Source organism: Parabacteroides sp. AF39-10AC (assembly GCF_003635405.1).
GTDB lineage: Bacteria > Bacteroidota > Bacteroidia > Bacteroidales > Tannerellaceae > Parabacteroides > Parabacteroides distasonis.
On record NZ_QTLP01000010.1, the window covers coordinates 179,001 to 192,806 of the forward strand.

Consider the following 13,806-nt stretch of genomic DNA (forward strand, 5'->3'; position numbering starts at 1 on the left):
ATGGCAAATATATTAATAGCGTGCGAAGAAAGTCAGGCTATATGCAAGGCGTTTAGAGATAGGGGGCACAATGCGTATAGTTGTGATATACTCGAATGTAGTGGAGGGCATCCTGAATGGCACTTTAAACAGGATGTTCTTAAAGTTATACCAGAATGTGGTGGTACATTGGAGAATGGAGAAACATATTTTTTACCTAAAGGTGAAATGTGGGATTTAATGATTGCCCATCCTCCATGTACGTATCTTTCTGTAAGTGGAGCAAGATGGTTGTATCATCCGGAAGATTCTCACTTACCAATAGAAGAAAGAAGAGAACATCCACATCATATAGGAAGAAGGCAGTTGAAAAAGGAAGCAATAGAGTTTTTTATGGAGTTTACAAAGACCAATATAAAGCATTGGGCTATAGAAAACCCTGTAGGGTGTATGAACTCTGAGTATCGAAAACCAGACCAAATTGTTCAGCCATTCTGGTTCGGAGATTCAGCTTCGAAAAAAACTTGTCTGTGGTTACACAATTTACCGTTATTACAGCCTACTAATATGGTAGATGAAGGTCCTCGTGTGGTTCTTTCTAGTGGTCGGTCATTGCCCAAATGGTATTCTGACTCCTTTAACACTAAGATTTCAACAGAAGAAAGAAGACGATTAAGAAGTAAAACATTCCCGGGTTTTGCAGAAGCTGTTGCGGAACAATGGGGTAAATACATAGAGCTATGATTTACATTTCAAAATTTCGTTCAAATGATTTGAATCCTTCAAAAGGGAAACAGATCGAATTTAATAAAGGTGTAGTAGATAAATTTTTCAACTTCACAGGTAGTGAGCATATTGTAGATTTTGAATGCCATTCTGTTTTAAACCCTAATTTGAAGGAAGATATTCATGTCGAATTTAAGTTGAGTCCATCGCGAGGCGATTATAAAATATATCAAAATAGTGATGGAACTAAGGATTTGAAAGATTTCTTTCTTGATACTCTCCATTTGGAAAGTGACAAAAATCTTGATGACTATTTTGCTATCAAGAAGAAAAACTCTACAAAATACATATTGTACTATTTGCCGAAGGATATAATCTTTAGTAATTTCTTTTCAATAGCGGCTAATGATCAGATCTTATTTATATCCGAGAAATCAGATGAAGTAAAAAATGAAGAATCAGATATACCAAAGTCTCGTCAAATAATATATTATGGCGCACCAGGAACCGGTAAGTCGCATAAAATTAAGGAAGCACTTGGTGAATATGAGGATTGTCCGGTGGATAAGAAAGTGCCGAAGGCAAACATCTTTAGAACAACCTTTCATCCAGACAGTGATTATTCAACTTTTGTTGGAGCATACAAGCCGACTAAGGGGAAGCGACCTTTGTATGGCTTGAACGGAGGCCTTACTGTACGATTGAATGACGGTGAGGATTTGAACGAAGATGTTATCACTTACAAATTTATCCCTCAGGCTTTTCTGAATGCATATATGCGTGCTTATCAGACCGAGGATAAGGTGTACCTGATTATTGAGGAAATCAATAGGGGGAATTGTGCGCAGATTTTCGGGGATTTGTTCCAATTGCTTGATAGGGATGAAAATGGCAAGTCAGAATATACAATCAAGGCTGATGCTGATTTGAAATCTTTTTTGGAAGAGAAGCTTGGCGAAGATAATCCTGGAATAAAAGACGGAGAACTTTGTCTGCCGTCAAATCTGTATATCTATGCTACCATGAACACTTCCGATCAATCTCTATTCCCGATAGACAGCGCATTCAAGAGACGTTGGGACTGGGAGTATGAGCCGATTAAGTATAAGAATACAGATTGGGTTATTGATATTGATGGGGTGAAATATAGATGGTGCGATTTCCAAAAAGAAGTCAATACACATATCTTAAAAGATACTAGTTCTGAAGATAAGATGTTGGGGGATTATTTTGTCAATCCGCCGGCAAAGGTCATATCCTACAACCTGTTTAGAAACAAGATATTGTTCTATTTGTGGAATGATGTCTGCAAAGATGGCGATGCCGATATATTCCCTACAGATACAGATTTCTCTTTCTCAAAATTGTATGATGACGATGGCAAGCAACTCGTTGTTTCGATGATGAACAAGCTAAATTTGACGCCGATTAACGGTGAACATGTAGAAAGTGATGAAGATGATAATGACATATTTGACGGTGACGACAATGATACATCCTCTATTCGATATTCTATTAATGACGGTGAGCGATTTCAAAAAACCAATCTTGCCTCAGAGCTATTCAAAGAATATATTAGGCTTTATCCAGATTCCTCTGTAGAAGAAATTATTTCAAATTGGCAAAACTTAAAATGTAAGAAGCCGAAACATTTGATTGAGAATGAAGTAGGTTATCAGAGTTATATTAAACAATCCAAGGGCGATAAAACCAAGAATGAAAATAGATTCGAGCAAATTGATTTTAAAGGGCAAAAGGTATACTTGTGGAAAGGTTGGGGAGATGGAATTCATGATAATATAACTCCATTTATAGAATGTGTAAATGCAGTTGATTGGGGTATTACAATTAAGCGTGTTTAGGTTATGCTGCTGTTCATTGAAGGATACCCATATAGTCTGAACGATATTGTCAAGAATAATCTGACGGTCAGAGACATACTCAAAGATGTTGTGTCAGTTCCTGTAAAGGAGGACAAATATTCTTTCGGGTATGTCGGGTATTGTTATAGTAAGACAGTAAAAGATGTTGTATTCTTCTTGCCCAAAGTAGTATTGACAGGTGAGATAAACGAGGAAAGTGGGGATGATACGATATTCGGTGCTTCGCCACAGGAAATAATAGATTTTGAGTCCGATACGGTAAAAGCCAAGTTTACGGAAGAAGGTTGTAAGGAATACAAGGAATTCCTGTCCACTCTTTCGATTTGGATATATCGGACAATCAGTGTGTATAAGCAGACCCACAACGACAATATACTTGAAAGCAAGGAATATCAGTCCGAAAGCAGAGGGCGAAAACAGAAACACAATACCTTACTTGATGTAATAATAGCACTGAGAGATTTCAACAGAAACAATCAGGACTATTTTACTTTCGTGGCCAAGAACGTTCATTCCGGTTATAACAAAATCGACTGGAACAAGACCATAGCTTCAGCACAAGCCATCATACAAAATGGAAGCCCTGTTTACATCGAGCCGGTAAACAGGAAGAAAATGGTGAACTTTGACGAAGAGCTGCTTGTCATATATTTCTCCATTTTGAATTACATTCGAGAGACACATGGTTTCTCTTTTGAAATCAATATCCAGTATCCTCTTATCAGCTGCGAGAAGTTGAAGAAGTCCTATATAGGCAGGAATCTGGGATGCCGAAGACTGAAACAAATCAAGTACAAATATTTCTCGGACAAGGCTCTTCGGATATGGGATTTGTGTTACGCTTTCTTTGACAGGGAGTATAGGATTGCGATGAACAGGCAGTCGGAGGACTATTTGCTGGCAAAAGATTTCGAGCACATTTTTGAAGTCATGATTGACACTCTGGTAAGTGGTAATGACAAGCAAAATCTGCCAAAAGAACTGACGGAACAAAGAGACGGCAAGCTGGTTGACCACATGTTTGTCGGGCAAGGACTTATCGAGCAGTCTGATTTGACTTCCGAACTCACTTATTACATTGGAGACAGCAAGTATTACAAACGTTCCAAGAATGACAGAACACAACTTGGCGACAAATCGATATACAAGCAATACACATACGCCAGAAATGTCATTCAGTGGAATATGAATCTGTTTTTGGACGGTGACGGTAACGGAGCGCATCCTCAGTTAAGGGATGCATTGACTGAAGGATATAATCCTATCCCCAATTTCTTTATCAGTGCCCGGATTCCTAACAAAAAGACTGGTGGAGGCAAATTTCTGTCCTTTGATGATAAGGAGTTGAAAGCGCAGGATGGTGGAGTACAGTTGAACCGCCAATTTGAAAATCGTCTGTTTGACAGGGACACGCTGCTGTTGTGCCACTATGATGTTAACTTTTTGTACATCGTATCGTTGTATGGTCGCAACAATAAGAGTGCGCAAGCGGCATGGAGAGAGTATGTCCGCAATGAATTCAGGAATAAGATTCAAGGCACACTCAACCAATTGTATACTTTTCGTATCATCCAGCCACGTAAAGGAATGGATTGCTATCAGTTCCTGAAAGAAAACTTCAGTCAGCTAAACGGAAAGCTTTATCGTTCTATGTCGAATAAGAACTACTTGGTTCTTGCTTTGATGAAAGATGATGAAGAAAGCAAGGGGCTTTGGAAACGGCTAAAGGTTAGGGATGCTGTTATAAAAGATGAAATTGCAGAAAATGAATCTGCACTACAAAACGTACAAACCCATTTTTATGTGAGTGAAGCATTCGAACTTACTACGGAATTACAGATAGAAAATATTCCTAATGTAGGCACATTGGAACAATTACCACAGCAATCAAAGAAATCAGGAGTATTGATGGTAATGATGGAAAATTATGAAATGAAAAGTCCCAAGTTCCTTCCTGCTGGGAAGATTGCTATTGGTATCAAATATACAAGAGACGGTATAGAAATTGTAGAAAATCTTCAATCTATAGGATATGTACTATTCCACACTCGTAAGGATATGGATCAGCATCTGTTTCCTGCAACGAATATCCGTCTTGTAAAATTTGCAGAGGAAGTACCTACAAATATCTACAAAAATGTCTCTACTACAGAGATGTACGTCTTAGTCGTTTTTGATAATTTAAGCGAGTTGGATAGTTCATCTATCCATTCAGCGAAGAAAGCATATACTCCAACAACAAGGTATGATGCTCAATATACGGAAATAAATGAAATTTTAACTATCAAATAACATAGATATGGTAATCAAGCAAATACAAGTTAAGAACTTTCGTTTGTTGAAAGAGTTCACGATGGAAATGGAGGATGAGCTTTCTCTTGTCATAGGGAAAAACAATGTCGGGAAGACCTCGTTACTTGTGATACTTGACAAATTCTTGAATCAGGGAGATCGCAAAGGATTTCAATACAATGACTTCAATTTGGATTTTCGTTGCCAATTGAAAGATTTGATAGAAAAGGATATAGTTGATGATACAAAATATAAAGAGATCGGTATTCAGTTAAGGCTTTTAATTGGGTATGATGACCATGATGATTTGGAATATATTAGTCCAATCCTTATGGACTTGGATGCTGACAATAATTTCTTGGGATTGGGCTTTGATTACATCCTCACTTATGACATGTATGTCAATTTGAAGACTGCTTACCAGAAGTTTATTGAACACGAAAAGAGTAAGGAAGAGAATTCACGTGAGCATGGAGGAGAATATACAGCAAAAACTCTTGATGATTTTTTGGATTCAAAACAATCAAACTATTTTGTGACTATTCGTAAGTCTATCTTAGTAGACAAAACAGACGGAACCTTTAAAGAGGAACAATATATTAATTTGAAAGATGCTACTAATTTTAGGTTATATGATGTGATCAATTTCCAATATATCAATGCTAAAAGAAATGTTGATAACAAGGATGTTGATAAAACATTGTCGTCTCAGACGTCCGAATTATACAGAATTCAAGAAATGGCGGATGAACAACAGGATGCCATTGAAAAGTTCCAAGATAGTTTAAAAGATACCGATAAGGTCCTATCGTCTATTTATGACAATATGTTTTCAGATATTGTAGATAAAGTCCGAAGATTCGGAGGCATGTCAAGAAACGAAACGATCATTAAGGTTGTATCATCTTTGCAACATCGAGAGATGTTGAAAGGAAATACTACAGTAGTTTATCAACAGGAAGACAAAGAACTTCCGGAAAACTATAATGGACTTGGGTATATGAACCTTATTTCGATGATCTTTGATATTGATTTGATAATAAAGAGAATGCAAAGAAATAAGGAACGAAAGCCTGCGGATATCAATCTGTTGTTTATAGAGGAGCCAGAAGCACATACACATCCACAAATGCAATATGTATTTATCAAGAATATCAAAAATCTTTTGCGTCAAGGAATACAACACAAAAATGGCATAAAGCGAAAACTACAATACATCATAAGTTCTCATTCTTCTCATATCGTATCTGATTGCGATTTCGATGATATCAAGTACTTGACACACCCTATTTGCAATGGAAGTGTTGAAATAAATGCAGTCATAGCAAAAAACATAAAGGAGCTTCAAAATGAATACGACGATGAATATAAACACTATTTTGCCTTTCTAAAACAATATCTGACGCTGAATAGGAGTGACTTGTTCTTTGCGGATAAGGCGATCTTTATTGAAGGTGATACAGAAAGAATACTACTTCCTGCTATGATGAAAAAGATAGACCAAGAATGCGAGTTGGAAGGTAATGAAGAATTTCTCATGTCGCAGAACATTTCTATTATCGAAGTAGGGGCATATTCTCATATATTTGAGAAATTTTTGAGATTCATTGGGTTGCGAAAATGTCTGGTTATAACAGATATTGACTGTTGCAAGTCTGTGGTAAAAAAAGACAAGAACGGAAAGGAAGGGACGTATATTGAAAAAACGAAGTATGATGCAGCGGATGACACAATAGTTACTTCTAATGCGTCTATCAAATTCTTTTTGAATAACACCAAAAAGGTCAAAGATATTCTTGCAATGTACCCCACCATTCTGTCATGGAACATTAAGAATAAAAGGTGGGAAACAGATGAAAGAGGATATTTAAGACTTACATTCCAATATGGCAAGAAAGACACATATCAACCACGTAGTTTTGAAGATGCCTTCTTTAGTGAAAATGAAAAGTTCATTACTGAAAATACTTTTTCTTCACTACATCCAAATAGCTTAGAGCAATTTAAAAGTGATAAAGATGCTTATGAACTAGCAAACAATGGCGTGAGTGGAAAATCATCCCTTGCTATCGAAATATTGCTCAACAGCAAAAAGGAAGGTTCTTGCGATTTTTCAAATTGGGTTGTTCCTACATATATAAAAGAAGGACTATTATGGCTGAGGAAAGATTAAAAGATGAATTACAAAATATAACTGAGCAAATCACTAAAGGTCATCATTTTTTATTAAGTGGTGGGGCTGGTAGTGGCAAGACTTATACTCTTGTGCAGGTTGTTAAATGGATTATTGAAAATTATCCATCGTCACAAGTGGCTTGTATTACATATACGAATGCTGCAGTTAAAGAAATAGCCGAACGGGTGAACCATGACAATCTCGTAGTTGCTACAATACATGATTTCCTTTGGGATAATATTAAAAATTATCAAAAAGAATTGTCCCAAACTGTTATTAGGCTACTGAATATGCCGGATTCTGGATTGCATATTTCTGGCCTAGACGAAATTCCTGTGGATTATTTTTGTAATAGAGATAAACCTGTCACCATAAGTTACCAAGAGCATACAAATCTTAAGGAAGGAATTTTGTCTCATGATGAAGTGATTGCTGTTGCCTATGAGATGTTTAAAGAATACAAGAAACTATGTGATATTCTAAAGAGTCGCTATCCTTTTGTTTTGATTGATGAATATCAGGATACATTTCCTATGGTAATTGAGATTATGCTCGGTTTCTTGAAGCAGTCCGACAAAAAGAACATTATCGGTTTCTTTGGAGATGCTATGCAGTGTATCTATGATAAAGGTGTTGGCGATTTGAATAAATATAAGTTTGATGGTACGAAAGGAGAAGTGTACGAAGTTCAGAAGTGTCAAAATAGACGAAACCCTTCATTAGTTATTGATTTAGCTAATAAAATTCGCACAGATGGGTTGGTACAAGAACCTTCTAATGATGACAAGGCACCAAATATGGAAAATGGTCATGTTAAGAGTGGTGAGGTATTGTTTGTATTTTCACAACAAGAAGGAAACGTATTGCCAAATGTAAGATCATATCTTACTCAGCAAAAAGGTTGGAATTTTCATGATGCAAAAGTAACTAAAGAACTGAATTTGACTCATAATCTCATTGCTGGAAAAGCCGGTTTTGCAAATTTAATGGAAATATATAATGGCGATCCAATTCTTGGGTATGTGAAAAACAAAGTCAAGCCTTGTGCAGAAGCCTATTTTACAAAGGATGAAATGGAAGGGAAAACATTGGCTGACATTTTGAATGGTCTGCAAGCCAAAGGAATTGAATCAAATCCATACGAACCGACCAAAACTCAAAAAAGTTTTATCACAAGTCATGCTCTCTTATACGAAAGGGCAAAGAAGTATAAATTTGAGAGTTTAATACATACTTATGTAGATAAGTCACAATTGGTTGATGACAAGAAACAAAGTGAAGATGAAGAAAGCAAAACGGGGTCAAAACGTTCTCCTTTAGTAAAACATCTCTGCAAGATAGAACAAGCTATTAGGCGTTTTAAAGATGGTAATGTCTCTGAATTTCTCAAAGTCACAGGATATACGCAAAGTCGTTATTCTGGTGACGATAGAAAAATAAAGAGTAAAGCAGACAAGATAAGATTAAACGAGTCTATTAATAAGCTACAGAATGCGGATACTAAGACTATAAGTGATGTGATAGAGCTAGCAGACAAAGAGAGTATTTGTTTGATTGATGACAAGTTAGATAATTATAAAGAGCGTTACCCTTATATTTACGACAGAGTGATGGAGGTTTCATATAGCGAATTTGTAAATTTGTATGATTATCTTGAGGGACAAACTCCATTCTCCACTCAACATAAAACAAAAGGGGCAGAATTTGATAATGTTCTTGTTATTCTTGATAATGGAAGGTGGAACAACTACAATTTTGAAAAATTGTTCACCGCTTCTATAGATGAACTCCAGGAATCTGTAGTGCAACGTACTAGAAAAATTTTCTACGTGTGTTGTACTAGAACAAAGGAGAAATTGGCTGTCTATTATCATAAACCAAATGCTGACGTTTTAGCTAAAGCACGAGAATTATTTGGAATCCCTAATGTGATAGAAATCCCCAAGAATTAAATATACATTAGGAACAATAGTAGGATATAATGGTTTCATTTGAAGATGGATAAACTGACCAAGGAACAGCGTCATCGTTGCATGTCTGCAATAAAGGGCAAGGATACTAAACCTGAATTACTGGTAAGAAAGTTCTTGTTCAGCCGTGGCTTTCGGTATAGGCTGAATCACCCACGGCTTCCCGGACATCCCGATTTGGTTTTACGTAAATACGGAACTGTTATTTTCGTAAATGGTTGCTTTTGGCATGGTCATGAAGGATGCAAATATTATGTTCTACCCAAAACAAATGTTGAGTTTTGGAAGAATAAAATTGAGCGTAATCGGAGCAGGGATATAGAGGAACGGCAGCAGCTAACTTCAATGGGTTGGCATTGTATTACCGTTTGGGAATGTCAGTTGAAACCGAAAGTCCGCCAACAGACTTTAGAGGCTTTAGAATACACGCTTTACCATATTTATCTTGAGGATAGAAGAATCAAATCATATGAGACAACTGAAGAAGAATATAGCATGGTGGCAGAACCCGTTGAAAGTTATGGCAAATCGAAATGAATAATTGCGAAGGTGATAATTTAAATTATGGCAAAGAATCTAGAAATACGGAATAGTATAGGAAAGTGACGGACTAATTCAAAATGATAGCATTATTAATAATCCACAAAATCGATGCTTTATTATGGTAACCATATATTTTGACAAACAGTTTTTTAGTTATCTATTCAATGCCAAAGAGGAAAAATATATCATTTTGCGAGATAAAATACTGTCTCATAAAGATGATTTCGTTTTTTTATTTTCAGATGCTCATCTATTGGATCTTCAACAAGACAGTACTGATATAAAATACAAAGAAATGGATTTCATGCAATCCATTGTAGGGGAAAATTGTTTGATATGCAAAGATTCGAATATTGTTGTAGCGAACGAATCCCCTCGCTCGGCTTTCAGTCATTTTGCAAATACACAACAATTGTCTTGGCTGGATAATTTTGATTTGTCACAAATACCCAAAGAGCAATATGATTTCATTAATAATGCTATTGATTTGTCCATTAAAGACTTGAAAGGAGAACTTGAATTAGATTGGATAACAAAGAGAACTCCTATACATACGAATGAACTAAATGTGAATAAAGATGAGTTTTCTTCATTCCTTAAATTTATCATAGCCAATCTTTATGATAAAAAGGATACGTATAAAGCAATGAGAGATGTAGCTATGGAAAATTATAATCCTACAAAGATTACAGCGGATGGTGACAGGGTTTTTAATGACCAGTTGTCATCATCTCCATTAGGTTTGTCCTTCATTAATCTCATTAAGGCTGTATCAAATCAGTTAGGAATGTCATCTTTAGGTTTTGGCATGGCATATTTTTTATCTTATACTCTCCTTGATTTATTAGGGATTTGTAGGGAGCCACGGAAGAAAGTTAAAATACGAAACATGCAAACTGATAGTTTTCATAGTTTCTTTGGAACATATTGTGATTGCATTGTTAGCGATGATGAAGGAGTGCGTGATAAGAGCAAAATTTTATATCGTCTTTTTAATGTTGAAACTCAGGTGTATTCAATAGATGAGTTTATAGGGCAATTTGACAAGGCAATAAATGATAATAAAAAAACAGCAAGAGAGTATTTTGATGAAATTCGTAATGATTACGAACAAAAAGAAGTGCTTCATACAGAAAATCACTCTGAATATACAATTACACAGTTAAAAGCAGCACACAAATACTTCGGATATTTTAATCACATGTTTGAAAGAGAATCTAAAGATGGAACAGTAATTATGCTTCATAAAAACATAAATATTAAAAATTCAATTTATGTACAAGAAGTAGAAGTGATAGTAAATAGAATTGCTCGCATCTTTAACAGTATGGGAGCAGAAATTAGATTGTTTGACAAAGAAACTGATTGGGAGCAAATAAGGTCAGATAATTGGAGAAGAGGAGTGGATTTTAATGATGCAGAGGCATATCTTGCAAAGTTTAAAGACATTCCTGCCTTGTATTTTTTAATAGAGTTTAAGAACCCAAGTTGAATCTGTTTTTATAATCTCAATAGGTAAAACGCTTAAATAATAAAGCACATGGACGAACAGAACAAAGTAATCATATACACTGCCAGTGACGGTCAGACAAAAATAGATGTGAAGCTCGAAGATGAGACGCTGTGGCTTACGCAGGCTCAGATGTGCGAACTTTATCAGACTTCCAGAACCAACGTTGTCGAGCATATAAAGCATATATATGAAGAAGGGGAGTTGGAGAAGGAAGCAACCTGTCGGAATTTCCGACAGGTTCGGGAGGAAGGAGGCAGAAAAGTTGAGCGAGAAATGACTTTCTACAATTTAGATATGATAATTGCTCTCGGTTATCGTGTTCGCTCCATTATTGCAACACGTTTCCGCCAATGGGCTACTCTGCGGTTGAAGGAGTATATGGTAAAGGGCTTTACGCTTGATGACGAACGGTTGAAGAAACTGGGTGGTGGAGGCTATTGGAAGGAACTTTTGGAAAGAATCAGGGATATCCGTGCCACAGAAAAGGTGATGTATCGTCAGGTGCTTGAAATATATGCCACCAGTATTGACTATGACCCAAGGGCTTCCGTGTCACAGAAGTTTTTCAAGAAAGTTCAGAACAAGATACATTATGCGATTCACGGGCATACGGCAGCGGAGCTTATCGTTGAACGGGCTGATGCAGAGAAAGATTTTATGGGGTTGTTGACTTTCAAGGGTAATCATCCTACATTGATGGAGGCCAAGACCGCAAAGAACTATCTGGACGACAAAGAACTTCGTGCCATGGGACAATTGGTTTCAGGGTATCTGGATTTTGCTGAGCGACAGGCAGAGCGTGAACAACCGATGACCATGAATGACTGGGCTGCCTATTTGGATAGGATTCTGACAATGTCTGGAGAAAAACTTTTGCAAGGTTCTGGAAGTGTTTCTCATGAAGATGCAATGGATCACGCCACCAATGAGTACCGCAAATATAAGCAACGTACCATCAGCGATGTGGAACATGATTATCTGTTGTCGATAAAAACTATCGAGGACTTGGGTAAGAAAGGTGGTACGCAATAGACAACAACTGAACATTATTAAGTTATGGGCAGGAATACCTTGAAATTATGCCAAAGAATATAGAAATACGTAATAGTACAGCTGAGTTTCTCATCTTCATGCTTGAAGGCAAGGAGGATGGGATTCAGGTGATGTATAAAGGTGAGACAATTTGGGCTACACAAAAGGCTATATCGCAGCTTTTTGATGTGGGAGTACCTGCAATCAGCAAGCATCTTAAAAACATCTTTGAGAGTGGAGAGTTGGTTGAAAATTCAGTTATTTCCAAAATGGAAACAACTGCTTCGGATGGCAAGAACTATAACACGACATTCTACAATCTCGATGCCATTATCAGTGTCGGATATAGAGTTAATTCTGTTCGTGCCACTCAGTTCCGGCAGTGGTGTACGTTTGTACTCCGCCAGTTTGCTATTCGCGGATATGTGCTTGATCATAAGCGAATGGAGAACGGGGCTTTCTTAGGTGTGGATTACTTTGAGCATTTGCTTGCCGAAATAAGGGAGATAAGGTTGAGTGAACGTCGTTTTTATCAGAAACTCACGGATATCTATGCTACGGCTATAGACTATAACAAGGATGCTCCGACAACACGTCTTTTCTTCAAGAAGGTACAGAACAAAATGCACTATGCTGTGCATGGGCATACCGCTGCAGAGTTGATTGTAGAACGAGCTAATGCGAATAAGGAACACATGGGTTTGACCACTTGGGAAAATGCTCCGAATGGAAAAATTGTCAAAACTGATGTGTCCGTAGCAAAGAACTATTTACGAGAGAAAGAATTGGATGAAATGGGCAGAATGGTCAATGCGTTCCTTGATATGGCAGAAAGTATGGCTAAGCGTCATATCCCTATGACAATGGAAGATTGGGCAAAACGAATAGACAAATTCATTAATTTATTTGATAGCCCAATATTGCAGGACAGCGGAAAAGTTTCTGCCGAATTTGCTAAAGAGTTTGCTGAATCAGAGTTTGAAAAGTACAGGATCATTCAAGACCGTCTTTTCCAATCTGATTTTGATAGATTTGAGGATAACAGTCTTCCTCCATTGGATGTGGAATAATTATGATGCCATTCGGAAGTTGGCAAAATCAATCTTAGGAATCTGGCAGATTCATGTCGTTAAATTGGCAAGCGTTCGTACAATAGTTCTGTGTTCATCATATAATATCTGCATTTATGGTGGCCGACATTACTCCGGAATACCGACATTGGAACTTGAATTATGAAAAACGATTCCTAAAAGAGTTTGCGAAAGAGCAAGAACAGTTCCTGAAAGACGGAAATAAGTTCCTAAAGGTGATGAAGTGTTCCTGAAAGAAACTGCTGAGTTCACAAAAGAGTTCATAAAAGAACCGGTAGGGTTCATAAAAGAGTTCGTAAAAGAACTACTGAAATACGCTTGTCTATGGTATCTGTCAAACAGAGCCTACAAAGATGTTGGACAACACTCCAAAATACGATGCACATGGAGTGAAAACGAACTCCATAGTTGCTATAAAGTTCAATCCTGCTTGCTGGGGGATTGGCAGGTTCTCACGAGCGATTTATCGCTTGGGGTATTGAGTTACCCTAACTCAATAAGGTTTGTATAATGGGCAAGCCCTATATGCATTTAAGTAGGCGAAATTCGATACTGTTTCAAGTAGTGTGTCTGAGGTGAGATAAAAAGAAAGTCTACGGAT

General features: G+C 37.0%; 10 protein-coding genes. All 10 read left to right on the plus strand.

The window, feature by feature from the left end; all coding sequences use genetic code 11:
• The 10 genes from DW033_RS11395 (at position 1) to DW033_RS24505 (ending at position 13,438) form a co-directional block, all read left to right on the plus strand.
• Positions 1-723, plus strand: coding sequence for a hypothetical protein (locus tag DW033_RS11395; protein WP_048695331.1), 723 nt, complete (start codon positions 1-3; stop codon positions 721-723).
• On the plus strand, positions 720-2,567 hold the full coding sequence (locus DW033_RS11400; RefSeq protein ID WP_053088280.1) for an AAA family ATPase: 1,848 nt from the start codon (positions 720-722) through the stop codon (positions 2,565-2,567). The genes DW033_RS11395 and DW033_RS11400 overlap by 4 nt, the downstream gene beginning before the upstream one ends.
• Before the next feature lie 3 nt (positions 2,568-2,570).
• Positions 2,571-4,880 (plus strand): LlaJI family restriction endonuclease, encoded by a 2,310-nt coding sequence (locus DW033_RS11405; protein ID WP_064774942.1) that lies wholly within the window; start codon positions 2,571-2,573, stop codon positions 4,878-4,880.
• 7 nt (positions 4,881-4,887) lie between these two features.
• Complete coding sequence (locus DW033_RS11410) at positions 4,888-7,053, plus strand: ATP-dependent endonuclease (protein WP_048694565.1); 2,166 nt, start codon at positions 4,888-4,890, stop codon at positions 7,051-7,053.
• Positions 7,035-9,008 carry a UvrD-helicase domain-containing protein gene (locus DW033_RS11415; RefSeq protein ID WP_048694568.1) on the plus strand — a complete coding sequence of 658 codons (1,974 nt, stop codon included), beginning with the start codon at positions 7,035-7,037 and terminating at the stop codon, positions 9,006-9,008. Before DW033_RS11410 ends, DW033_RS11415 begins: the two co-directional genes overlap by 19 nt.
• 45 nt (positions 9,009-9,053) lie before the next feature.
• On the plus strand, positions 9,054-9,563 hold the full coding sequence (locus DW033_RS11420; RefSeq protein ID WP_048694572.1) for a very short patch repair endonuclease: 510 nt from the start codon (positions 9,054-9,056) through the stop codon (positions 9,561-9,563).
• Between the two features lie 124 nt (positions 9,564-9,687).
• Positions 9,688-11,061 carry a hypothetical protein gene (locus DW033_RS11425; RefSeq protein ID WP_048694575.1) on the plus strand — a complete coding sequence of 458 codons (1,374 nt, stop codon included), beginning with the start codon at positions 9,688-9,690 and terminating at the stop codon, positions 11,059-11,061.
• 48 nt (positions 11,062-11,109) lie between these two features.
• The gene (locus DW033_RS11430) at positions 11,110-12,114 is read left to right on the plus strand and encodes a virulence RhuM family protein (protein WP_057281775.1); all 1,005 of its coding nucleotides are present in this window, start codon (positions 11,110-11,112) and stop codon (positions 12,112-12,114) included.
• Between the two features lie 47 nt (positions 12,115-12,161).
• Positions 12,162-13,184: a virulence RhuM family protein gene (locus tag DW033_RS11435; protein ID WP_048694581.1), complete on the plus strand. Its 1,023-nt coding sequence runs from the start codon at positions 12,162-12,164 to the stop codon at positions 13,182-13,184.
• Between the two features lie 116 nt (positions 13,185-13,300).
• Entirely contained in the window at positions 13,301-13,438 is a 138-nt protein-coding gene (locus DW033_RS24505; protein WP_155519602.1) for a hypothetical protein, read from the plus strand.
• The last annotated feature ends 368 nt before the right edge of the window (positions 13,439-13,806 follow it).